Origin of the sequence: Dysosmobacter acutus (assembly GCF_018919205.1) — a bacterium.
GTDB lineage: Bacteria > Bacillota > Clostridia > Oscillospirales > Oscillospiraceae > Oscillibacter > Oscillibacter acutus.
On sequence record NZ_JAHLQN010000001.1, the window covers coordinates 1,201,334 to 1,223,739 of the forward strand.

17 protein-coding genes are annotated in these 22,406 nt (G+C 59.9%); 14 read left to right on the forward strand and 3 right to left on the reverse strand.

The window, feature by feature from the left end; genetic code table 11:
* The first annotated feature begins 86 nt into the window (after positions 1–86).
* Entirely contained in the window at positions 87–1,469 is a 1,383-nt protein-coding gene (locus tag KQI82_RS05820) for an MATE family efflux transporter (RefSeq protein WP_216631922.1), read from the forward strand.
* 160 nt (positions 1,470–1,629) lie between these two features.
* Here the strand turns inward: KQI82_RS05820 and KQI82_RS05825 are convergent, their stop codons facing one another.
* The 3 genes from KQI82_RS05825 to KQI82_RS05835 all read right to left on the reverse strand — a co-directional run bounded on the left by KQI82_RS05825 (position 1,630) and on the right by KQI82_RS05835 (position 6,625).
* A complete protein-coding gene (locus KQI82_RS05825; RefSeq protein WP_216631923.1) occupies positions 1,630–2,994 on the reverse strand; it encodes a cation:proton antiporter in 1,365 nt (454 codons plus the stop codon).
* A gap of 256 nt (positions 2,995–3,250) precedes the next feature.
* Positions 3,251–5,623: a ribonucleoside triphosphate reductase gene (locus tag KQI82_RS05830; protein WP_216631924.1), complete on the reverse strand. Its 2,373-nt coding sequence runs from the start codon at positions 5,621–5,623 to the stop codon at positions 3,251–3,253.
* A 315-nt stretch (positions 5,624–5,938) separates the two neighbouring features.
* Positions 5,939–6,625: an anaerobic ribonucleoside-triphosphate reductase activating protein gene (locus tag KQI82_RS05835; protein WP_216631925.1), complete on the reverse strand. Its 687-nt coding sequence runs from the start codon at positions 6,623–6,625 to the stop codon at positions 5,939–5,941.
* Between the two features lie 388 nt (positions 6,626–7,013).
* Here KQI82_RS05835 and KQI82_RS05840 point away from each other — a divergent pair, with 388 nt between their 5' ends.
* The 13 genes from KQI82_RS05840 (at position 7,014) to KQI82_RS05900 (ending at position 22,406) form a co-directional block, all read left to right on the forward strand.
* Positions 7,014–8,180 (forward strand): pyridoxal phosphate-dependent aminotransferase, encoded by a 1,167-nt coding sequence (locus KQI82_RS05840; RefSeq protein WP_216631926.1) that lies wholly within the window; start codon positions 7,014–7,016, stop codon positions 8,178–8,180.
* 175 nt (positions 8,181–8,355) lie between these two features.
* Positions 8,356–10,074 (forward strand): efflux RND transporter periplasmic adaptor subunit, encoded by a 1,719-nt coding sequence (locus tag KQI82_RS05845; protein WP_216631927.1) that lies wholly within the window; start codon positions 8,356–8,358, stop codon positions 10,072–10,074.
* Positions 10,071–10,811, forward strand: coding sequence for an ABC transporter ATP-binding protein (locus tag KQI82_RS05850; protein ID WP_216631928.1), 741 nt, complete (start codon positions 10,071–10,073; stop codon positions 10,809–10,811). Before KQI82_RS05845 ends, KQI82_RS05850 begins: the two co-directional genes overlap by 4 nt.
* Positions 10,808–12,007 (forward strand): ABC transporter permease, encoded by a 1,200-nt coding sequence (locus tag KQI82_RS05855; RefSeq protein WP_216631929.1) that lies wholly within the window; start codon positions 10,808–10,810, stop codon positions 12,005–12,007. The genes KQI82_RS05850 and KQI82_RS05855 overlap by 4 nt, the downstream gene beginning before the upstream one ends.
* Positions 12,008–12,023: 16 nt before the next feature.
* On the forward strand, positions 12,024–13,889 hold the full coding sequence (locus tag KQI82_RS05860; RefSeq protein ID WP_216631930.1) for an S-layer homology domain-containing protein: 1,866 nt from the start codon (positions 12,024–12,026) through the stop codon (positions 13,887–13,889).
* Positions 13,890–14,104: 215 nt separating this feature from the next.
* Complete coding sequence (gene pyk / locus KQI82_RS05865) at positions 14,105–15,847, forward strand: pyruvate kinase (RefSeq protein ID WP_216631931.1); 1,743 nt, start codon at positions 14,105–14,107, stop codon at positions 15,845–15,847.
* A gap of 225 nt (positions 15,848–16,072) precedes the next feature.
* Entirely contained in the window at positions 16,073–16,756 is a 684-nt protein-coding gene (locus KQI82_RS05870) for a FadR/GntR family transcriptional regulator (protein ID WP_216631932.1), read from the forward strand.
* A 360-nt stretch (positions 16,757–17,116) separates the two neighbouring features.
* Positions 17,117–17,620: a DUF8052 family protein gene (locus KQI82_RS05875; RefSeq protein ID WP_216631933.1), complete on the forward strand. Its 504-nt coding sequence runs from the start codon at positions 17,117–17,119 to the stop codon at positions 17,618–17,620.
* An 86-nt stretch (positions 17,621–17,706) separates the two neighbouring features.
* A complete protein-coding gene (locus KQI82_RS05880) occupies positions 17,707–19,416 on the forward strand; it encodes a carbon starvation CstA family protein (RefSeq protein WP_216631934.1) in 1,710 nt (569 codons plus the stop codon).
* A 232-nt stretch (positions 19,417–19,648) separates the two neighbouring features.
* Positions 19,649–20,326 carry a hypothetical protein gene (locus KQI82_RS05885; protein WP_241426630.1) on the forward strand — a complete coding sequence of 226 codons (678 nt, stop codon included), beginning with the start codon at positions 19,649–19,651 and terminating at the stop codon, positions 20,324–20,326.
* 28 nt (positions 20,327–20,354) lie between these two features.
* The gene (locus KQI82_RS05890) at positions 20,355–20,567 is read left to right on the forward strand and encodes a 4Fe-4S binding protein (protein WP_216631935.1); all 213 of its coding nucleotides are present in this window, start codon (positions 20,355–20,357) and stop codon (positions 20,565–20,567) included.
* Positions 20,568–20,584: 17 nt separating this feature from the next.
* On the forward strand, positions 20,585–21,655 hold the full coding sequence (locus KQI82_RS05895) for a 3-methyl-2-oxobutanoate dehydrogenase subunit VorB (RefSeq protein WP_216631936.1): 1,071 nt from the start codon (positions 20,585–20,587) through the stop codon (positions 21,653–21,655).
* Position 21,656: 1 nt separating this feature from the next.
* Positions 21,657–22,406 (forward strand): thiamine pyrophosphate-dependent enzyme, encoded by a 750-nt coding sequence (locus KQI82_RS05900; protein ID WP_216631937.1) that lies wholly within the window; start codon positions 21,657–21,659, stop codon positions 22,404–22,406.

A 22,406-nucleotide genomic window follows, 5' to 3' on the forward strand; every position in this document is an offset into this window, starting at 1 on the left:
TGCTGCAAATTCTGTATAAGTTTCCTCTTGTTTTCCGCCCGGAGATTCGTATAATGAAGTGTCAAACCAATGGAGGGGAAGAAAACATGGGGACAACGGGCGCGCCGCTTCAGCGGCGCGGAAAAGAAAACGACATCCTGGCCCTCAGCGGGCCAATTTTTGTGGAACTGCTGCTGCAGCTCCTGGTGGGCAATGTGGACCAGATCATGGTGGGCTGGCACGACCCCAACGGCGTGGGGGCCATCGGAAACGCCAATCAGGTGACAAGCCTTCTGCTGCTGGTCTTCTCCGTGGTGTCCACGGCGTCCATGATTCTGATATCCCAGTACATCGGTGCGAAAGACACCAAACGGGTGGGAGAGACCTATGCGGCCTCCTTGGCTATGAACTTTGCGTTCGGCATCGCCGTGAGCCTGGTTCTAATCGCAGGCTGCGGGCCGATTCTGCGGCTGATGGGCGTCCATGAGGAGATTTTCCACAAGGCCTGCGTCTATATGCAGATCGTGGGGGCCGGCATGGTGTTCCAGTCCCTGTATCTTACCTTCACCGCCTTTTTCCGCTCCAGTCAGCTGATGCGGGACACCATGGCCGTATCCCTGGTGATGAATGGAATCAATATATTGGGCAACGTCCTGCTCATCGGCGGGCCCTTTGGACTGCCCGCCTTCGGCGTGGCAGGGGCCGCGCTGTCCAGCACCATCTCCCGGCTGATCGGCCTTTTGATAATGGGGACACTGTTTGCAAAAAAGTTCGGGTTTTCCCAGGTGCGGGACAGCCTCTCGCCATTTCCCTGGATGCAGCTGAAAAAGCTGCTGCGCATCGGCCTGCCGGCCGGAGGGGAATCGGTTTCCTACAATCTGTCCCAGGTGTGCATCCAGACCATCTGCAACCGCTTCGCGGCCTTTGTGGTGAATACCCGGGTCTACGCCGCCATGTTCGCCAACGTGACGTACCTGTGCGCCTGCGCCATGGCGCAGGCCTGCCAGGTGGTGGCCGCCCGGCTGATGGGCGCGGGGGACACAGAGGGCACGGAGCGCAGCGTGGGCAGGACGCTGGCTCTGTCTGCGGCGGCTTCCGGCGCGGTGTCGATCCTGCTGTACCTCTTCTGCGAGCCGGTATACAGCCTGTTTACCAGCGATCCCCAGGTCATTGCCCTGGCAAAAACCATCATGCTGCTGGAGATACCCCTTGAACTGGGCCGGGCGGTGAACATGACCATGTGCCGTGTGCTTCAGGCCTGCGGAGACATTCAGTTTCCCATTGCGCTGTGCGTGATTTTCGCGTGGCTTTTCGGAGTGGGCGGCGGCTATGCGCTGAGCATGCTCTGCGGATGGGGCCTCGCGGGGCTTTGGGCCGCCATGGCGGCGGATGAGGTGACCAGGGCGGCGCTGTTCTTGTGGCGATGGAAGAAGGGGATCTGGAAGGAGAAGTGCCTCTTGGGCGGAGAGCGGAGCGAACCGGAAGAATAGAGAACCGGAAGAATAGAGAACAAAAGCCTGCCCCATATCGGGGCAGGCTTCTATTTATGGAGCAGAGGCTGACTTATCTATGCTGGCTGCGCCGCGGCCAGCGGATCTGAAGATGCAGCGCCCGCACAAAGAGGCGCATACGCGTAAATGGAGTCCGGTTCTATTTCTCCCTGACCGCGCAGGGCCGGGCGGGCTGCCTGCGCTGCCGGGGCTGTTTGGACGCCTCCTCCGCAGCCTTTGCGCCGCCCTCCATCAGGGCGCGGTTGGCCTGCAGCAGCTGTTCCGAAACCAGGTCCAGCTGCTCGGTCTCGCTGTATTTGTCCACAAGGTTGCTCTCCTGGAGGGAGACCTCGGTCTGATTGCGGAAGAGCACCTTGAGCATCACAGGCGTCAGAATGGAGCAGCAGATGACCGTGATGATCACAGGCCCCATGAACATGCTGTTCAGCACGCCCATGGAAAGGCCCTTGTTGGCCACAATCAGAGCCACCTCGCCGCGGCAGGCCATGCCGGTCCCGATCTGGACGCATTCCTGGTTGTCAAAATGGCAGATCTTTGCGCCGAGGCCGCAGCCCACCAACTTGGAGAACACAGCCACCCCAAGGAGCAGCACGGAGAAGAGGAGCATCTTGCCGCTGGCCGCCGGGAGCTGGGCGCTGATGCCGATGCTGGCAAAGAAAATGGGCGTGAGCAGCAGCGACGAGACGGGCTCAAACTTGGATTCAATGAATTTTGCCTTGGAGGTGGAGGCCACCGCCAAACCGGCTCCAAAGGCGCCGATGATATCCGCCACGCCGAAATAGACCTCCGCGCAGTAGGACATCACAAGGCAAAGGACGAAGGCCGCCAGCGGGAAGCGGTGCAGGTCACGGCCGCTGCTCTGCTCCGCCATCCAGCCGAAAAAGCGGAGGGCAAGCAATCCCAGAACAAAGGCAAAGACAAAAAACAGGGCGATCTTGACAAGAACGATATAGATGCTGGCTCCATCGCCGGCAAAGCTGGACACCAGGGTCAGGACGATCAGGCCAAGGACATCGTCGATCAGAGCCGCGGCCAGAATGGTGTTGCCCACGGCGGTGTTCAGCTTGCCCATCTCCTTGAGCGTCTCCACCGTGATGCTGACGGAGGTGGCGGTGAGGATGGTGCCCACAAACAGGTCGGAGAGGAAGCCGCCGATATCGATGAGCCCTGCCTGGCCGCCAAAGTAGGCAAGGCCCGCGCCCATGACCAGCGGCACCAGTACGCCGCACAGCGCCACCAGAAAGCCGGATTTCCCGGCCTTTTTCAGCTCCTTGATGTCAGTGCCGAGACCGGCGGTGAACATCAGCACAATGACGCCCAACTCGCTCATCTCGGAGATGAACTGCGTCTCCCTCAGCAAATTGAGGACCGAGGGCCCAAGGATCAATCCGGCCATCAGCGCGCCCACCACCTGGGGCATATGTATTTTCTGGGTGGCCATGCTGAGCACCTTGGTGCTGAGCAGGATCAATGCAAGATCCATCAAAAACTGGTACGAAACCACAATGCATCTCCTTTTTCACTGCAACAAACAAAACGCGCGGGGGAATCACACCCACCGCAGGATTGGGCCGGAGAACCGGCAGTTTGTATTGTAGTCCCTTTTCTAAAATTTGCAAGACATTTTGCATAAATGTTTTGTAAAGAAATAATTTCATGGAAAGGATGAAAGTTTTGCATCAAAAGAAAAGAAGCGCTGGAAATCCTGCGATCTCCAGCGCTTCTTGGCATGGGAATGGATTACGGAGTCAAACCCGGCCTCACGCGGTCACCTGTTCGGCGAACCCTGCAATGGCGGAGGCGCCGGTGTACTTCTGGGCCTGGGACCCGTCTGAAACCAGCAGCGTGGGGGCGGAGATGACCTTGTACTTTCGCGCAAGCTCCGGCTGTTCCTCCGCGTCGATGACCGTATAGAGGACGCCGGAACGGGAGAGGGCGTCCTTGGCCAGCTGGCAGTTGGGGCAGGTTTTTGTGGTGAAAAGGAAGGCTCCGACCTGATCGCCGGGGACCACGGCGGATTCCTCCTCCCGCCGGGGCGCGCGGCCCTCCTGCTTCAGGCGGGAGGTGGAGATGTTGTAGAGCTTGCGCTCTTTGAACTCCTCGGCCTTGCCGTCGTTCCAGTTCTGGACCGGACGGTAGTACCCTGTGATGCGGGAGTAAACCTCCGCCGGCTCACCGCACTCCGGGCAGACGAACTGCTCGCCGGCCAAGTAGCCGTGGTTTTTGCACACGGAGTAGGTGGGGGACAGGGTGTAGTAGGGCAGCTTGTAGTTCTCGGCGATCTTGCGCACCAGCGCCGCCGCGGCCTGCCAGGAGGGCAGCTTCTCACCCAAAAAGGCGTGGAAGACGGTGCCGCTGGTATAGAGCGTCTGAAGCTCGTCCTGAATGTCCAGAGCCTCGAACACATCGTCGGTAAAGCCCACGGGCAGATGGGAGGAGTTGGTGTAGTAGGGGGTCTTGCCGTGCTCGGAGGCGGTGATGATGTCCGGGTATTTCTCCACATCGTGCTTGGCCAGGCGATAGGTGGTGGACTCGGCGGGGGTGGCCTCCAAATTGTAGAGGTCGCCGTATTCCTCCTGATAGTCGCTGAGCCGCTCGCGCATGTGGTTCAGGACCTCTTTGGTAAACTGCTGGGCCTGGGCGTGGGTCAGGTCCTCGCCCAGCCAGCGGGCGTTGAGGCAGGCCTCGTTCATGCCGATCAGGCCGATGGTGGAGAAGTGGTTGTCAAAGGTGCCCAGATAGTGCTTGGTATAGGGATACAGGCCCTCATCCAACAGCTTGGTGATGATGGTGCGCTTGACCTTCAGGCTGCGGGCGCTGATGTCCATCATTTTGTCCAGCCGCTGATAGAACTCCTCCGGCGTCTTGGCCAAATACGCGATCCGGGGCATATTGATGGTGACCACGCCCACGGAGCCGGTGGATTCGCCGGAGCCGAAGTAGCCGCCGGACTTTTTGCGCAGCTCCCGCAGGTCCAGACGCAGGCGGCAGCACATGCTGCGCACGTCGGAGGGCTCCATGTCGGAGTTGATGTAGTTGGAGAAGTAGGGGGTGCCGTACTTGGCGGTCATCTCAAAGAGGAGCTTGTTGTTCTCCGTCTCGCTCCAGTCGAAGTCCCGGGTGATGGAGTAGGTGGGGATGGGGTACTGGAAGCCGCGGCCGTTGGCGTCGCCTTCGATCATGATTTCAATGAAGGCCTTGTTCACCATGTCCATTTCCTGCTTGCACTCGCCGTAGGTGAAGTCCATCTCCTTGCCGCCCACGATGGCCGGCAGGTTCTCAAGGTCCTTGGGCACGGTCCAGTCTAAGGTGATGTTGGTGAAGGGCGCCTGAGTGCCCCAGCGGGAGGGCGTGTTGACGCCGTATACAAAGGACTGGATGCACTGCTTCACCTCTTTCTGGGAGAGGTTGTCCGCCTTGACAAAGGGGGCAAGGTAGGTGTCAAAGCTGGAAAACGCCTGGGCGCCGGCCCATTCGTTCTGCATGATGCCTAAGAAGTTGACCATCTGGTTGCACAGGGTGCTCAGGTGGCTGGCGGGGGAGGAGGTGATCTTGCCCCGGATGCCGCCCAGACCCTCCTGGATCAGCTGCTTGAGGCTCCACCCGGCGCAGTAGCCGGTGAGCATGCTCAGATCGTGGATGTGGATGTCGCCGCTGCGGTGGGCGTTGGAGATCTCGTCGTCATAGATCTCGGAGAGCCAGTAGTTGGCGGTGATGGCGCCGCTGTTGGACAGGATCAGTCCGCCCACCGAGTAGGTGACGGTGGAGTTCTCCTTGACCCGCCAGTCGTTGATCTTGACATAGTTGTCCACCACTTCTTTGTAATCCAGGATGGTGCTCTTCATGTTGCGGATCTTCTCCCGCTGCTTGCGGTAGAGGATGTAGCACTTGGCCACGTCGGTATACCCGGCCTTTTGAAGGACGGACTCCACACTGTCCTGAATGTCCTCCACACTGATTTTTTCGTCTTTGACCTTGGGCTCATAATCGGCGGTCACCCGCAGGGCCAGCATATCGATGATGTCGGGGTTATACTGCCTGTTCTGGGCGTCAAAGGCCCTGGTGATGGCGGCACTGATCTTGGATAGATCAAAGGATACGATTTTGCCGTCGCGCTTGATAACGTCGTACATGAATTCTCCCACCTGTCTTGAGTAGTTTCATATGTTGGAGCCGGCGGCACACAGGGAGCCGGTATTTATTATCATAGCACACTCTATTGGGCGGGTCAATGCAAAAATACCATATCTTGTTTAAATAATATAATAGTAGCACAAGATATAGTAGTACAAATGGTATTCGGAATTCTGGTTCACTTAACATAAAACGTGGGAAAAGGGGGGGATTTCCCAAAACCAATACAAAAAGTATTCGGAGAAGAAAAACTGTACAAAAACGCCCTGCAAGATTTGGTATGCTGCAGGGCGGTAAAGATACAAGATGCAGTGTTATAGTCCGCGGAGCTCCACATGGGCCATCCGCCCGGACAAAAGATGGAGGAACTCCTCCATCTCCTGGCGGGAACAGCCCTCGCAGCGGGAGATCAGATCGCCGCTGTCCACAAAGTTCTGGAGAAAGTAGCGTTTGGCGCCGCCGATCCAGTCGGCGATGGCGGAAAAGCTCTGGGCATCGTGGAGGCCCCGGACCACGGTGGTGCGAAATTCATAGTCCACGGCTCCGGAGAGCAGAAGCCTGACACTCTCCTCCACAGCCGAGCAGTCAAAGCCGGGGACGCCCACGGTCTGTCCGTACCGCTCCAGGCTGTTCTTGATGTCCATGGCCACGTAATCCACCAGTCCTTCCCGGATGAGGCGGCCCAGCAGAGCGGGGTTGGTGCCGTTGGTATCTACCTTCACGGCAAAGCCCAGGGCGCGGATGCGTCCCAGAAAGTCGCTTAGGTCCGGCTGGAGCAGAGGCTCTCCGCCGCTGACGCAGACTCCGTCCAAAATGCCCCGTCGCTTTTTCAAGAAGGAGAGAACCTCCTCCGGCGGGATTTCCTCCCCGCCGGGCTGCAAAACAAGAGAGGCATTGTGGCAGAAAGGGCAGCGCAGATTGCACCCCGGTGTGAACACGGTGGCCGCCACCTTGCCGGGGTAGTCCAGCAGCGTCACCTTTTGCAGTCCCGAAATCTTCATAACATGCCTCCTGACGTCTGGTCCGCCTAAACTGCCGGAGCAGCCTCTGAGACGCGGTTTTCCCAAGCGGCGGAGAGACGAAAAAGCCGCCGCGCAGATGAGACAAGTATACGCTCTGTGCCGGGGAAAGGCAAGGGAATCAAAAGACAGAAACAAATTCGGAGAGGGAAGCGTGCTGTGGGCAATGAGGGGCTCTTTCCGCAGAATTCTGCTCAAAATCCGTTAAAATCCGGAAAAATATGACGCCAAACAATCATTTTGGCAGTTTCGCTTGAAATGAGTCGAAATCAGAGAGGAATTTCGAGTATTTTCTTACATGAAAAATGAGATGTCCTGTGATATACTGCCCTACATAAACTGATTTAGAACTTTAAAGGAGTGAACATCCATGCCTCAGCCCCTGTCCGACAGAACCAACAGCTTTACCGATTCCGTGATCCGCCGCATGACCCGCATTGCCATGAAATACGACGCAGTCAACCTGTCCCAGGGGTTTCCGGACTTTGATCCGCCCAGGGAGATATTGGACCGGCTGGCCCAGGTGGCCTATAAGGGACCCCATCAGTATGCCGTCACCTGGGGCGCCCAGAATTTCCGGGAGGCTCTGGCGGAAAAGCAGAGCGCTCTCATGGGCCGGACCATCGACCCCAACAGCGAGATCGTGGCCACCTGCGGCAGCACCGAGGCCATGATGGCCGCCATGATGACCGTGGCCAACCCGGGCGACAAGGTGGTGGTGTTCTCCCCCTTTTATGAAAACTACGGAGCCGACGCCATCCTCTCCGGCGCGGAGCCCATCTATGTGTCTTTGAAGCCTCCGGCGTTCCAGTTTGACGTGGACGAACTGGAGGCGGCCTTCAAGCAGCGCCCCAAAGCCCTGATCCTCTGCAACCCCTCCAACCCCTGCGGCAAGGTCTTCACCCGGGAGGAGCTGCTGACCATTGCGGAGATGGCCACCAGGTACGATGTGTACGTCATCACCGACGAGGTCTATGAGCACATTCTTTACGCGCCCAATCAGCACACCTACTTTGCCGCGCTGCCGGGGATGTGGAACCGCACCATCACCTGCTCGTCTCTCTCCAAGACCTACTCCATCACCGGCTGGCGCCTGGGATACATCATTGCCCCGGCGGAGATCATCGACCGGGCCAAAAAGGTCCATGACTTCCTGACGGTGGGCTGTGCCGCCCCGCTGATGGAGGCGGTGGTGCCGGCGCTGCGCTTTGGCCCGGAGTACTATGCGGACCTGCAGGAGAAATACACCCGCAAGCGGGACCTCTTTTTGGGCGGGCTGGATGCCATGGGCATTCCCCATACCGATCCCCAGGGCGCCTATTACGTGCTGCTGGATATCTCCGAATACGGCTACGACAGCGACCTTCAGTTCTGCAAAAGCCTGGCCCGGGAGGTGGGCGTGGCCGCTGTCCCCGGCTCCAGCTTCTTCCGGGAGGATGTGAACCATCTCATCCGCCTCCATTTTGCCAAGCGGGACGACACCCTGAACGAGGCGCTGAACCGACTGGAGTCCATGCGGGGAAAACTGAAAAAATAATACACAAAAATCAGGAAAGCCTGCCGCGAATTTTTTGCGCGGCAGGCTTTTTTCAGGGTGGATTGTTTACAAAATATGTGTATTTTTCAGGTTCGTTTTATGTTAAAGTGGTAACCTCTTGATGACTTCAATTAGGTGAAACTTGAAATAAAGACGCAAGAAAGGAATCCCTGACATGGAAAACGAAGTGTGCAGTCAAGCTGAGGAAGCTCTGTCCGCTCCCGCAAGGCAGGAGGAGAAGAAAAAACGGTTCGGAGGAGGGAAGAATCCCTTTAAAGGCGGCAAAAAGAAGAAATGGCTGTTGATTGCCCTGGCGGTGGTGGTGCTGGCGGCGGCGGTGCTGCGCGGATGCGGCGGCAAGAGTGCCGCGCCGCAGACTACATATACCGAAGAGCAGGCCGCCTACCGGGCCATCTCCCAAGTTCTCTCCGGCAGCGGAACGCTGGCTCCCGCCAACTCCTACACAGTGACCACGCTGCTCCAGGGGGAAATCCTGACGGCGGGCTTTGAAGAAGGGGACACCGTGGAGAAGGACACGGTGCTCTATGAGATCGACTCCTCGGATTCCTCCACCAATGTGGAGAAGGCGGAGCTCTCGCTGAACCAGGCTCAGAGAAGCTATGAGTCGGCGCTGGAGAGCAAATATCTGACGGCAAAGACCTCGGGAACGGTGTCCGGCCTTCAGGTCTCCGTGGGAGACCAGGTCAGTGCCGGGCAGACTCTGGCCACTATCCGGGACAGCAGCACATTGTCGCTGAAGGTTCACTTCCCCGCGGACGACGCGGCCGGCTTCTATGTGGGGCAGGGAGCAACCGTGACGCTGGACGGCTCCTTTGAGACCCTCTCCGGTTTCATCAGCGCCATCTCCGGCAGCGACGAGGTGCTCACCGGCAACCGCATCGTCCGCCAGGTGACGATCCAGGTGGCAAACGGCGGCGCCCTGACCAGCACTCAGTCCGCGACGGCGTCGGTGAACGGCGTGGGCAGCAGCGACAGCGGCACGCTCCAATATAAATCGGAGAGCGTGCTCACCGCGCCATCCTCCGGCGAGGTGGCGGCCATCAACGTGAGCGAGGGCGGCTACGCCTCCAAGGGACAGACGGTGCTGACCCTGGGCGGCGACACCATTGACAACCAGGTGCAAAGCGCCTCCGAGAACGTGCGCAACGCGGAGATTTCCCTGGAAAACACCCAGAATCAGATGGACGACTACACCATCACCTCGCCCATCGCGGGCACCATCGTGGATAAGCAGTACAAGGCCGGCGACAAAGTGGAGTCCGGAAAGACGCTCTGCACCATCTATGACCTGAGCTATTTGGAGATGACGCTGAACATCGACGAGCTGGACATCAGCCTGGTGGAAGTGGGGCAGAAAGTGCAGATCACCGCCGACGCGGTGGAGGGCAGGAGCTATGAGGGCGTGATCACGAAGGTCTCCGTGGCGGGCACCACCACCGGCGGAACCACCAGCTATCCCGTCACCATCCGCATCGATGAGACCGACGGGCTGCTGCCGGGCATGAACGTGGACGCGGAGATCATCGTGGCGGCCGCCGACAACGCCCTGGCCATTCCCGGCGGCGCCGTGGAGCGGGGCAACAAGGTGCTGATCACCACCTCCTCCCCCAGCGCGGCCGACGCCCTTGCGGATACGGCGCCGGAGGGGTATGTCTACGTCCAGGTGGAGACAGGCATCAGCGACGACGATTATATTGAGATTCTCAGCGGCCTCAAGGAGGGCGACACAGTTGCCTATATTCCGGCCCAGGCCCAGTACAGCGACATCTACAGCATGATGATGGGTGGGCCGATGGTGACCACCAGCGAGGCCGGCGGGCCGCCCGACGGGGGAGGACCCGGAGGGGGGCCCGGAGGAGGGCCCCAGGGATGAACGCGCTGATTGAGTTCCGGGACGTCTGTAAAACCTATCACATGGGTGATACGGAGGTCCGGGCGGCGGACCACATCTCCATGCAGATTCGGCGCGGGGAGTTTGTGGCCATCGTGGGCCAGTCCGGCTCCGGCAAGTCCACCTGCATGAACATCATCGGCTGCTTGGACGTACCCACCTCCGGCACCTATCTGTTGGATGGGCGGAACGTGGGCCAGATGAACAAGAACGAGCTGGCGGAGATCCGCAACAAGCTGCTGGGCTTTATCTTTCAGCAGTACAACCTGCTGCCCAAGCTGAACCTGCTGGAGAATGTGGAGATGCCGCTGATGTATGCCGGCGTGTCCCGCTCCGAGCGGAGGGAGCGGGCGAAGTTGGCGCTGGAGCTGGTGGGACTGGGGGACAAGGTCAAAAATAAGCCCAACCAGCTCTCCGGCGGCCAGCAGCAGCGCGTCTCCATCGCCCGGGCTCTGGTGGGCGAACCGGCGGTGATTTTGGCCGACGAGCCCACCGGCGCTTTGGATTCCCGGACGGGCCGGGAGGTGCTCTCGTTGCTCCAGCAGCTGCACGAGGCGGGCAACACCGTGGTGCTCATCACCCATGACAACTCCATCGCCATTCAGGCCGAGCGGATCATCCGCCTGGAGGACGGCCAGGTGATCTACGACGGCGACGCCCATGCGCCGGAGGCAGTGGTGACACCGTCTCTTGCCGGGGGAAGGGGGGGACGTCCATGAAGATGACAGAATCCTTTTCCCTTGCGCTGAAGAACATTGCCTCCAGCAAGATGCGAACCTTTTTGACCATGTTAGGCATCATCATCGGCATCACGGCGGTAATCGTCATTGTGGGCCTTGGCAACGGCATGCAGAGGTATATGGAGGACAGCTTCGCGGAGCTGGGCACCAATACGCTCTCCGTAATGATCAGCGGTCGGGGCAGCTCGTCCCGAAGCGTGTCGGTGGACGACATGTATAAGATCGTGGAGGAAAACCACGAGTATCTGGACCAGCTGTCTCCCAACGTGACCATGTCCGGCACGGTGAAGGTGGGGACCGAAACCTACAGCGCCACCGCTGTGTCCGGCGTCAGCGAGGATTATTTCAGCATGAAGGGCTACACGGTGGCCCAGGGCCGGGGCATCCAGTATGTGGATGTTTCCGAGCGCAAGCACATCTGCGTAGTGGGAAGCTACGTGGCCGACACCTATTATGGAGGCAGCGCCGTGGGGCAGACCATCAAGGTTGGAGCCAATAAGTTCACCATTGTGGGTGTGCTGGCCCAGCAGGCGGATGAGGCGGACGAGGGCGGCACCGACGACGCGGTGTACGTCCCCTACTCCACGGCCTCCCGCCTCTCCGGCGTCGGCACCATCAGCAGCTACACCATCACCGTGGTCAATGAGGACCAGTCCGCGGCGGCGAAAAAGGTGGTGGAAAACGCGCTCTTTGACGTCTTTGACGACTCCGACGCCTACGCGGTGATCAGCATGTCGGAGATTCTGGATATGATGAACAGCATGATCGATGTGATGATTACCATTCTCACCGTGATCGCGGCCATCTCCCTGGTGGTGGGCGGCATCGGCATCATGAACATCATGCTGGTGTCCGTCACGGAGCGCACCCGGGAGATCGGTATCCGCAAGGCCCTGGGCGCCAAGGAACGCTACATCATGCAGCAGTTTGTCATCGAGGCGGCCACCACCAGCTCCTTAGGCGGCGTCATCGGGATCCTTCTGGGCTACGCAATGTCCTCGGTGGCCACCGTGCTGATCGTGCAGCTTACCGGCGAGGCCATGACGGTGGTGCCCACGGCGGACTCCATCCTGGTGGCGGTGGGCGTGTCCATGGCCATTGGAATTGCCTTTGGCTATCTGCCGGCAAAGAAAGCGGCGCGCTTGAATCCCATTGACGCGCTGCACTATGAATGATTTGGGAGGAGAAAGCATGAAACAGAAAATCCTTGCCCTGATTTTGGCGGTGTGCACGGTATTTACCATGATGAGCGTACCGGCCTCCGCTTTGGACGAGGGCTCCGGAGTGGTGCAGACGGTTCGTGCCATGGGGATATTGGTGGGCGACACCAACGGCAATCTGAACCTGGGCCGGAATGTGACCCGGGCAGAGTTTGCAAAGATGATCGTGGCCGCGTCCTCGTATAAGGACAGCATCGGCGACGGCACAGGAAGCTCTCTTTTCAAAGATGTGAAGAGCAGCCACTGGGCCAGCGCCTACATTAAAATTGCCGTGGAGCAGGGCTGGATGGTGGGCTATACAGACGGAACCTTCCGCCCCACCCGGACCATCTCCGTGGAGGAGGCCTGCACCACCGTGCTGCGCGTGCTGGGCTATGAGGCCTCCGACCTGGCCGGCTCCTATCCCACGGCCCAGCTGACCAAGGCCTCCGCTCTGGGGCTGCGGGACGACATCTCCCTGAGCCAGGGCGGGATCATGACCCGGGGCAACTGCGCCCAGCTCTTCTACAACATGATGACCGCCCAGACCAAGGCGGGGCAGGTGTACGCCGCCACGATGGGATACAGCCTGAATGCCAGCGGCGAGGTGGATTACGCCGCCGTGGTGAACGCCACCATGTCCGGCCCCTATGTGGCCGGGGAAGGCGGGACTGCCGCGCTGCCCTTCACCGCCTCGGCGGTCTACCGCAACGGCGCCGCCTCCGCGCTCAGCGCCATCACCCAGTACGACGTCTACTACTACAATCAGAACCTGCGCACGGTCTGGGTCTACACCGACCGGGCCGCGGGCACCATCACCGCTATCACCCCCAGCGGCGCCTCGCCCACCACGGTGACGGTGGCCGGAACCACCTATACCATCGGCGCCTCCACGGCGGCCTACAAGCTCTCCTCCATGGGCAGCTTCAAGGTGGGCGACACCGCCACGCTGCTTCTGGGCATGGACGGCACTGTGGTGGATGTACTGGACATCGCCCTGAGCAACCAGATCTACTACGGTATGGTCCTCGCCTCCAGCCGGACCACCACCGTCAGCGGAAGCGCCGCGGTGGAAAAGGCGGTTGAGGTGGTCTGCACCGACGGTTCCGTGCGCACCTTTACCGTGGAGAAGGATAAGACCTACTCCAAGGGCAACCTGGTCTCCGTCACCGTCACGGAAAACGGAACGGTGATCTCCAACCTGGCCGCCCGCAGCGCCACCGGCGCGGTGAACAGCGACGGCACCAAGATCGGCAGCCTGAAGGTGGCCGGGGACGTCCAGATTCTGGACACCACCAGCGATGGAGCCTATGCGGTGATCTCCGCCGCCCGGCTGGCCGGCACCACCCTCCAGAGCGGCGCGGTGCGTTATTACGCCCTCAACGAAAACGGCGAGATCAGCCACATGCTGCTCAACAACGCCACCGGCGACGTATGGAACTACTGCTTCCTGGTGGAGCTGACCAAGCAGGACGGCAGCAGCGCCTCGCCGCTGACCGGCTACTACGCCTGCATGGAGGACGGCAAGAGCACCACGCTGACCACCACGGGCAAGGTGTACGGCATGGAGGATGAGACCGCCATAGCCTACCGCTACGACGCGGACGGCGCCATTGCGGATATGAAAAAGCTCACCTCCTTCCCCATCACGGAGCTGACCACCCTCTACGCCGTCAGCGACGGTACAAGGCGCCAGCTCTCCGATGACGTGCAGGTCTACCTCAAGAGCGGCAGCAGCTACTATGCCGCCACGCTCTCATCGGTGGACGGCGCATCCTACAAGCTCACCGGCTGGTACGACAGCTTTGGCGCTGCCGCCGGTGGGCGGGTGCGGGTGATCATCGCAGAGGCCCGGTAAACGGTTCCAAACAGGGCAGGCCCCGAAAGGGCCTGCCCTGTTTGTGCAACTGTGCCAGATTTTTATGAAATGCATGTAAAAGAACATGGAGCCGGGCGGCGGATTTCACAATCCTGCCGCGGCGGTGCAGATTTCCGTTGCCGGCGTTGAAAAAAGGCGTATAATGAAGGTGTGAAATAGGAAGAATCCAGAAAATTGCATGATGGAGGAAAATTATGCACAAAACGAAAATTGTCTGTACGCTGGGCCCTGCCACGGATCGGGAGGAAATCCTCCGGGGGATGATAGAGTCCGGCATGAACGTGGCCCGCTTCAACTTTTCCCACGGCAGCCACGAAGAGCATAAGGCCCGGCTGGAGATGGTAAAAAAGCTGCGCCAGGAGATGTCGCTGCCCGTTGCCGCCATGCTGGACACCAAGGGGCCGGAGATCCGCCTGAAGACCTTTGCCAAGGGCGTGGCGGAGCTTGAGGCGGGACAGGAGTTTACCCTGACCACCCGGGATGTGGAGGGGGACGGACACATCTGCGCCGTGACCTACCGCGACCTGCCCTTGGACGTGGCGGCGGGCGGCACCATCTTGCTGGATGACGGACTGATCCGCCTGACGGTCCTGGAGGTAAAGGACCAGGACATCCTGTGCCGGGTGGAAAACAGCGGCCGCATTAAAAACCGCAAGGGCGTGAACGTGCCCGGCGTCAGGCTGTCCATCCCCTATATGAGTGCCCAGGACCGGGAGGACATCCTCTTCGGCATCGAGGAGGGGTTCGACTTTGTGGCGGCCAGCTTTACCCGCTCCGCCGCCGATGTGCTGGAAATCCGCCGCCTGATCGAAAGCAGGAGCTCCACCATGCGGGTCATCGCCAAAATTGAGAACCAGGAGGGAGTCAACAACCTCAGCGAAATTCTCTCTGTTGCCGACGGTATCATGGTAGCCCGGGGCGATATGGGCGTGGAGATCGATTTTACGGAAATCCCCATCATCCAAAAGGACATCATCGCCCAGTGCGCATCCTGCGGCAAACCGGTGATCACCGCCACCCAGATGCTGGACTCCATGATGGAAAATCCCCGCCCCACCCGGGCGGAGATCACCGACGTGGCGAACGCCATCTATGACGGCACCTCCGCCATCATGCTCTCCGGCGAGACGGCGGCGGGCAAATACCCGCTGGAGGCGGTGCGCACCATGGCCGCCATCGCCCAGCGGACGGAGTCGGACATCAACTATTCCAAGCGGATGCGGAACATGACAGCGGAGAGCCACCTGAGCATTGCCGCCGCCACGGCCCACGCCGCCTGCACCACGGCCATGGACGTGGGGGCCGATGCCATCATCACGGTCAGCAAGAGCGGGGAGACTGCCCGGCTGGTCAGCCGCTTCCGCCCGGGGACGCCCATCATCGCCTGCCTGCTGGACGAGCGGGTTCAGCGGCATCTGAGCCTCTCCTGGGGCGTAATGCCGCTGATGATGCCCTATGCCAACAACACCGACGAGCTGATCGACCTGGCGGTGGAGGCGGCCCGGAAAGCCGGTCTGGTCTCCGACGGAGACCTGGTGGTTCTGACCGCCGGGCTGCCGGCGGGCATCCCGGGCACCACAAACATGATTAAGGTGCACCTGGTGGGAGACAGCCTGATGACCGGCGTGGGCATCGGCGCCAGCAACGCCCGGGGACGCCTGTGCGTGTGCGCCAGTCCGGAGGAAATCCGTGCAAAGTTCCATCCCGGCGATGTGCTGGTGGTGCCCTATACCACCAATGAGATGCTGGATGTGATGCGCCAGGCCTCCGCCGTCATCAGCGAGGAGTCAGGCGTCAACAGCCATGCCGCCACGGTGGGGCTGACACTGAATAAGGCCGTTATTGTGGGGGCCTTTGGCGCCACCCGCACTCTGAAGGACGGCACCATGGTCAGCGTGGACTGCGCCCGGGGCGTGATCCACGGTCTGCCGCTTTAAAAAGAGACCCGGCCACCGCCTTGGTGGTCGGGCGTTTCTTTTCTCCGCCGGGAGAAGTTCCCAGTGAGGGAGAAATCGTGGATATTAAGCGTTTTCCATAAAAAAGAAGAGAGGTAATTGTTTTTATTTACAAAATTTGCCCCTGCTTTTTTCGACTTTGGACCTTTCCTTTCCAAACATTTTGTGCTATATTAACCAACGAAGAGAAGAACGTGGGGTGAGAATGTGGCAGAGGGAACGCGGGTCAAGCGATCGGAGCAGGCCGCCAACTGGCTGTATGAAAAAATTGTCTATGAGCGGGAGTTTGAACCGGGCCGCAAGCTGCCCAATGAGAATGACCTGTCCGCTGAGCTGCACGTCAGCCGGACCACGCTGCGGGAGGCCATCTCCTGCCTGGTGGCCCAGGGGATACTTGAGATCCGCCGGGGCAAGGGCACCTTTGTGGCCGACAGCCTGCCCCAGGATGCGATGGACTTCAGCTCCTTTCAGCGACTGCGCTCCCGTGTACGGGCCAAGGACCTCTTTGAGATGCGCCTGATTTTCGAGCCTGAGACGGCGGCCCTTGCCTGCCAGCGGGCAACGGACGCGGAGATCGAGCAGATCTGCCGCAGGGCGGAAAAGGTGGAGGAGGCCTCGCAAAGCCGGGGCGACTGGTCCGGCGCGGACCAGGAGTTCCACATGGCCATCGCCAGAGCCTCTCACAACGAGTACATGCGCACGCTGTATCCCATCATCAACAACGCGGTCAACGAGATCATGCAGATTACCGCCAGCCAGGAGCAGATGCAGCGCATCGCCCTGTCGGACAACAAGATGATCCTTGCGTTTTTGACGCAGCGGGACGCCGAGGGCGCAAAGTTAGCCATGCGCATGCACATGCTCCACCTGATGGAGACCCTCCAGGCATGAGCGGAATCGAAAAAGTACCTCAGCGGCACTGGAAACGTTTCCGATTTTTAAGGCGGCTGATTTTTACCGGATCTGGCCTTCTGGCCGCGTTTTCGCCAAGATGTCGGTCAGCGCGTGGGAATGGCGCGGAGAAATTGGATTTAACAAATGCTTAATAAATATGTCTAAATTATGAAATGTGAAATTGCACAGAAATCTAAAAAGGGTTTTAAATGATATTACGAAATTATTTGAAACAACTTGACAGCATCTGGATGGAGGCATAAGATGGCATCAAGAGAACGGCGATGTCTGACAACGCGGCGGATAAACGATTGTTTCCGCCGGCGTTCAGATACAGAGGACGGAAAGGGCGGAGCTATGGAGCAAAGCAAAGAGGCGCTGTTGCAGAAGGTGCTGCGGGGGTATTCCGGCTACTTTAATGTGAAAGAGAACATTGTGATAGACGGGCTGCCGGTGGCGGCCGAGGCGGAGTATCACTCCCGGGATGAGAAGTACGTCTTGGTTAAATCCGCCCAGATATGGGCGGCAGAGAACAACGAGTACGCTTTTTTCGTGCTGACAGACCGTCTGAGCGTGGAAAATCTGAACGCCTACTACGATGCGGTTTTGAAAGAGGGGATGTCCCGGGTGAAGCCTGAGGGCGACCATATGTGCTCCTATGTGACGCTGATCGTGTTTGCCGACCAGGTGGACCCGGAGGCGGCCAGGGCCATGAAAAAGCTGAAGTACACCAAGAACTTCTGCTTTACCCTGAAGGGCTGGGCCCAGTTCCGGGGCGCCGCGCTGGAGGTCTCCAGCGGCAAATGGTGCGCCAACCACATGGGCCGGGACATTGAAAAGTCCGTCCTGCGTATGATCTGAGCGGTTATAAGACGCATGTGCGTGCGTTTTATAAATATGAGCCGGCACGCCAGAGGAGTGCCGGAAAAGAGAAAGGAAGTATTCGCATGAATGCACTTGTCATCCTGTTGGTCGGTGTTGCATGCCTGGTGGTCGGCTACCTGTTCTATGGTCGCTGGCTGGCCAAGACGTGGGGCGTCGACGACAGCAAATCCACCCCGGCCCATGAGCTGGAAGATGGCCAGGACTACTGCCCCGCAAAGGCCCCTGTCCTGATGGGCCATCACTTCTCCTCCATCGCAGGCGCCGGCCCCATCAACGGCCCCATTCAGGCCGCTGTGTTTGGCTGGCTCCCCGTCCTGCTGTGGGTTGTCATCGGCGGCATCTTTTTCGGCGCCGTCCATGACTTCGGCGCCCTGTTTGCCTCCATCCGCAACAAGGGCCAGTCCATCGGCGAGGTGATTGACGTCAGCATCGGCTCCCGTGCCAAGAAGCTGTTCACCGTGTTCGGCTATCTGGTTCTGGTGCTGGTTGTGGCGGCCTTCGCCTCCATCGTTGCCTCCACCTTCAACGGCTTCAACGCGGAGGGCCAGCAGATCGTGGCCAACGGCCAGACTGCCACCATCTCCCTGCTGTTCATCGTGCTGGCGATCATCTTCGGCTTTTTGGTCTACCGCCGCAACGCGCCTCTGGGCATCTCCACCATCATCGGCATTGTGGGCATCGTAGCCGTTGTGGTCATTGGCTTGAAGTGCCCCATCTATGTGGCCGGAAATGTCTGGATGATTATCCTTGGAATCTACATCCTTGTTGCCTCCGTCACGCCTGTGTGGATTCTGCTGCAGCCCCGTGACTACCTGAGCTCCTTCCTGCTGTACTTCATGATGATCGTGGCCTTTGTGGGTGTCGTCGGCGCTCACCCCAATATCGACATCCCCATGTTCACCGGCTGGGTGGATACGGTCGCTCCCACCGGAACCTCTTTGGGCTCCATGTTCCCCGCCCTGTTCGTAACCATCGCCTGCGGCGCTGTGTCCGGCTTCCACTCCCTTGTTGCCTCCGGCACCACCGCCAAGCAGCTGAACAAGGAGAGCGACGCGCTGCCCATCGCTTACGGCGGCATGCTGATTGAGTCGGCCCTGGCCATTGTCTCCCTGATCGCCGTGGGCTACATCTGGACCTCCTACTCCGCCGGCGAGGTCACCACCCCCACCCAGGTGTTCGCCTCCGGTATCTCCAAGATGGTTGCCACCATCCCCGGTCTGGCCGGTGCGGAGACCACTCTGTACTCCCTGCTGGTCCTGGCTGTGTCCGTGTTCTGCCTGACCTCCTTAGATACCGCCACCCGTCTGGCCCGCTACATGTTCCAGGAGTTCTGGCTGGAAAAGGGCGAGACCTATAAGGATGCCAAGGGCTACAAGGCCGTCCTGTGCAACCCCTATGTGGCCACCGTCATCACCGTGGTGTTGGGCGTCGGCCTGGGCATGACCGGCTATGCCAAGATTTGGCCCCTGTTCGGCGCCGCCAACCAGCTGCTGGCCGCTCTGGCTCTGCTGGCTGTGTGCTGCTGGCTGGGTAACATCGGCAAGAACAACAAGATGTTCTACATCCCCATGTTCTTCATGCTGATCGTCACGCTGTGCTCTTTGTTCATGACCATCAAGAGCAAGGTCGGCCTGATCATGGCCGGCAGCGGCGATGCCGCCGCCTATGCCCAGGGCATCTTAGGCGCGGCCCTGTTCATCCTGGCCATTATCCTGACTGTGGAAGGCGTGGGCGCGCTGTCCAAGCAGGGCAAGACCAAGGCTGCCAAGTAAATTGCCGCGTAAAAGACGCGGGGACGAAAGTCCCCGCGTCTTTTTTATTGCGGACGCCGCTCCGGAAGCCGCCCGTCATGCTTAAGAGGATGGGTGACGTTTTCTACAAAAATGCACCGCAAAAATTAAACAAAACCGCAATTGACATCGGATCACGAAAGCAGTATCATGACATCAGACAACGTAAATAGTAGTCTTACAATTAACGGGAGAATCCGGCGGGAGGAAGTGAATGGAGATGGAGATGGCAAGGATACTGGCGGAGAAGCGGCGCATTTTTGTCACAGGCCACTACGGCAGCGGAAAGACGGAGTTTGCCGTGAATCTTGCTCTGGCCATAGCCGGCACAGGCTGTAGGACGGCGCTGGCGGACCTGGACATCGTCAATCCCTATTTTCGCTCCAGAGAGCGGAGGGAGATGCTGGAGCAGAGGAACATCCGGCTGATCGCTACTTCCCAGGCCTGTACGGACGCGGATGTGCCCGCGCTGCCGGCGGATCTCTTCACCACCTTTCAAGACCCGGATTTGGTGAGCGTGTACGATGTGGGCGGCGACCCGGCGGGAGCAAGGGTGCTGGCCCGGTTTGCACCGCAGATCAACACGCTGGACCACGAAATGCTGTGTGTGGTCAACGCCAACCGGCCCCAGACCGCCACAGCCCAGGCGGCGACGGCGTATCTGCGCGGTATTGAGGCGGCCAGCGGCGTGGCTGTCACCGCCCTGGTGGACAACACGCACCTGTGCCGGGAAACCGGGGAGCGGGACCTTGAAAAGGGAAGGGAGCTGATCCGGCAGGTGTCGGAGATGACCGGACTGCCGATCCTCTGCCACGTGGTGGAACGGAAGATGGCCGACGGGTCGGCGGATCAGTTTCCCATTGAGATCTATATGAAAAAACCTTGGGAGTAAATCAGGCAACAGAAAGGGAGGCTCAACCATGACTGCGAAAGTGACATTTGACCAGGAGCGCTGCAAGGGCTGCGAGCTGTGCACCTCCGTCTGCCCCAAGCACATTGTGGCCATTGACCAGACGGTGATCAACTGCAAGGGCTACCATCCGGCCGCAGTGACGGACATCACGGAGTGCATCGCCTGCGCAAGCTGCGCCAAGATCTGTCCGGACTCTGTGATTACGGTGGAGAAGGTTTGAAGAAGGAGGGAAGTTTTATGGAAAAAGAGCTTTGGAAGGGAAATGAAGCCATTGCGGAGGCGGCGATCCGCGCGGGCTGCGACTGCTTCTTCGGATATCCCATCACGCCTCAGAGCGAGGTGCCGGAGTACATGTCCTTACATATGCCTGAGCACGGAAAGGTCTTTGTGCAGTCGGAGTCCGAGGTGGCGGCCATCAACATGGTCTACGGCGCGGCGGGAGCGGGCATGCGGGCCATGACATCCTCCTCCTCTCCCGGCATCAGCCTCAAGCAGGAGGGCATCACCTATCTGGCCGGAGCGGAGCTGCCGGCGGTCATCGTCAACTGCATGCGCGGCGGCCCGGGCCTGGGCACCATCCAGCCCGCCCAGGGCGACTATTTCCAGGCCACCCGGGGCGGCGGCAACGGCGACTACCGGACGGTGGTGCTGGCGCCGGCCAACATCCAGGAGGCGGTGGACTTCACCCAGGAGGCCTTTGACATTGCCGACCAGTACCGAAACCCTGTGATGATCCTGGCTGACGGCCTGATCGGCCAGATGATGGAGCCCATAGTCTGGCACGACGTGCCCAAGAGGAAGCTGCCGCCCAAGGACTGGGCGGCCGGCGGCAGGCACGGCCGTGACCGCCACAACATCATCAACTCCCTGTTCATCGACCCCAACGAGTGCGACCAGCACAACGACCACCTGCTGGAAAAGTACCGGGAGATGGAGAAGAACGAGGTGCGCTGGGAGGAACGGGAGTGCGAGGACGCGGAGATAGTCATCACCGCCTACGGCACCCCGGCCCGCATCACGCTGACCGCTCTGGAGGCGCTCCGCGGGGCGGGCATCAAGGCGGGCCTCTTCCGGCCCATCACGCTGTGGCCCTTCCCGGAAAAGGCCCTTCACGACCTGGCGGGACGGGATCATGTGAAAGTGATTTTGGACGTGGAACTCAGCGCCGGCGGACAGATGATCGACGACGTCCGCATGGCGGTGGAGGGGCAAAAGAGGGTCCGCTATCTGGGGCGTGCCGGCGGGGCGCTGCCCACGGTGGAGGAGATCGTGGAAGCGGCCCGGGCGGCTTTGAAGGAGGTCAAGTGAGATGGCGATTGTATATCAGAAGTCCAAAGGGCTGACGGATGCGGAGCTGCACTATTGCCCCGGCTGCAACCACGGCATCATCCACAAGCTCATCGCCGAGGTGATGGAGGAGATGGGCCTCATCGACCAGGCCATCGGCGTCTGCCCGGTGGGATGCTCCGTCTTTGCATACAACTATTTCAGCTGCGATATGATGGAGGCGGCCCATGGCCGGGCTCCCGCCGTGGCCACCGGAATCAAGCGCACCCACCCCACGGCCCCGGTGTTCACCTACCAGGGCGACGGCGATCTGGCCTCCATCGGCGCGGCGGAGATCGTCCACGCCGCCATGCGGGGTGAAAAGTTTACCACCATCTTTGTCAATAACGCCATCTACGGCATGACCGGCGGCCAGATGGCGCCCACCACCCTCATTGGCCAGAAGGCCACCACCTGCCCCCACGGCCGGACGGTGGAGCAGGCCGGCAAGCCCATCCGCGTGGCGGAGATGCTCTCCACGCTGGACGGCTGCGTCTATGCCGAGCGGGTCTGCGTCACGGACATCCCACATCTCAACAAGGCCAAGAAGGCCATCCGCAAGGCATTTGAAAAGCAGATGGCAGGGGAGGGGTTCACCTTTGTGGAGGTGCTCTCCACATGCCCCACCAACTGGGGCATGACGCCCCTGAAGGCAAAGGAGTGGCTGGAGACCAACATGGCGGCCTACTATCCCCTGGGCGTCATCAAGGAAAGCAGCGCGGAGGTGAAATGA

Excerpts from the sequence above, each read along its gene's own strand:
- KQI82_RS05830 (WP_216631924.1), bottom strand. The coding sequence starts at position 5,623 with ATGTACGACGTTATCAAGCGCGACGGCAAAATCGTATCCTTTGATCTA.
- pyk (WP_216631931.1), top strand. The coding sequence starts at position 14,105 with ATGCACAAAACGAAAATTGTCTGTACGCTGGGCCCTGCCACGGATCGG.
- KQI82_RS05835 (WP_216631925.1), bottom strand. The coding sequence starts at position 6,625 with ATGAAGATTTCGGGACTGCAAAAGGTGACGCTGCTGGACTACCCCGGC.
- KQI82_RS05895 (WP_216631936.1), top strand. The coding sequence starts at position 20,585 with ATGGAAAAAGAGCTTTGGAAGGGAAATGAAGCCATTGCGGAGGCGGCG.
- KQI82_RS05890 (WP_216631935.1), top strand. The coding sequence starts at position 20,355 with ATGACTGCGAAAGTGACATTTGACCAGGAGCGCTGCAAGGGCTGCGAG.
- KQI82_RS05845 (WP_216631927.1), top strand. The coding sequence starts at position 8,356 with ATGGAAAACGAAGTGTGCAGTCAAGCTGAGGAAGCTCTGTCCGCTCCC.
- KQI82_RS05860 (WP_216631930.1), top strand. The coding sequence starts at position 12,024 with ATGAAACAGAAAATCCTTGCCCTGATTTTGGCGGTGTGCACGGTATTT.
- KQI82_RS05900 (WP_216631937.1), top strand. The coding sequence starts at position 21,657 with ATGGCGATTGTATATCAGAAGTCCAAAGGGCTGACGGATGCGGAGCTG.
- KQI82_RS05850 (WP_216631928.1), top strand. The coding sequence starts at position 10,071 with ATGAACGCGCTGATTGAGTTCCGGGACGTCTGTAAAACCTATCACATG.
- KQI82_RS05840 (WP_216631926.1), top strand. The coding sequence starts at position 7,014 with ATGCCTCAGCCCCTGTCCGACAGAACCAACAGCTTTACCGATTCCGTG.
- KQI82_RS05855 (WP_216631929.1), top strand. The coding sequence starts at position 10,808 with ATGAAGATGACAGAATCCTTTTCCCTTGCGCTGAAGAACATTGCCTCC.
- KQI82_RS05875 (WP_216631933.1), top strand. The coding sequence starts at position 17,117 with ATGGAGCAAAGCAAAGAGGCGCTGTTGCAGAAGGTGCTGCGGGGGTAT.
- KQI82_RS05885 (WP_241426630.1), top strand. The coding sequence starts at position 19,649 with ATGGAGATGGAGATGGCAAGGATACTGGCGGAGAAGCGGCGCATTTTT.
- KQI82_RS05880 (WP_216631934.1), top strand. The coding sequence starts at position 17,707 with ATGAATGCACTTGTCATCCTGTTGGTCGGTGTTGCATGCCTGGTGGTC.
- KQI82_RS05820 (WP_216631922.1), top strand. The coding sequence starts at position 87 with ATGGGGACAACGGGCGCGCCGCTTCAGCGGCGCGGAAAAGAAAACGAC.